Here is a 789-nt window from a genome sequence, read left to right on the forward strand (position 1 = left end):
GACGCCGACCTCGGTCTGGAGGACGGCGCCCCCCTCGCCGTGTCCGCCGACGCAGATCTCGACCTCATCGACGGCCTCACCGGCGACGCGCCCATCTCCGCCGACGTGACCCTCGGCACGGTGGACGGCCTCGTCGACGCCACCCTCGACGCAGGCGACCTCGGCACCGTCGACACCGGTACCGTGGACGAGGTGCTGGGCGCCGTCGATCTCGGCGGCGGTGCACCGGCCGAGGGCGATGCCGACCTCGCCGTCGACCTCGGCGTGGACCTGCCGGGCGAGGACCTCGTCGCCGACGCGGAGGTCGTTCTCGATCCGGTCGAGGCCATCGTCGGCGACATCGACATCACCGCCGATGCCGACCTCGGCCTGGACGACGGCGCCCCCCTCGCCGTGTCCGCCGATGCCGACCTCGACCTCATCGACGGCCTCACCGGCGATGCGCCCATCTCCGCCGACGTGACCCTCGGCACGGTGGACGGCCTCGTCGACGCCACGCTCGGCACCATCGACGGCGGCGCGGCGGATGCTGTTCTCGACACGGCCGACCTCGGCACCATCGATACCGGCACCGTGAACGCAGTCCTCGACGCGGCCGATCTCGGCACCGTCGACACCGGCACCGTGGATGATGTGCTGGGCGCCGTCGATCTCGGCGGTGATGCACCGGCCGAGGGCGATGCCGACCTCGCCGTCGATCTCGGCGTGGATCTGCCGGGCGACGACCTTGTCGCCGATGCGGACGTCGTCCTCGACCCGGTCGAGGCCATCGTCGGCGACATCGACATC

At 72.2% G+C, this 789-nt stretch carries 1 pseudogene; it reads left to right on the forward strand.

Annotation, left to right across the window (positions count from 1 at the left end):
* A pseudogene (locus BIX52_RS23395) lies at positions 1-789 on the forward strand (hypothetical protein); the annotation flags it as partial.

Origin of the sequence: Acuticoccus yangtzensis, assembly GCF_001927245.1 — a bacterium.
GTDB lineage: Bacteria > Pseudomonadota > Alphaproteobacteria > Rhizobiales > Amorphaceae > Acuticoccus > Acuticoccus yangtzensis.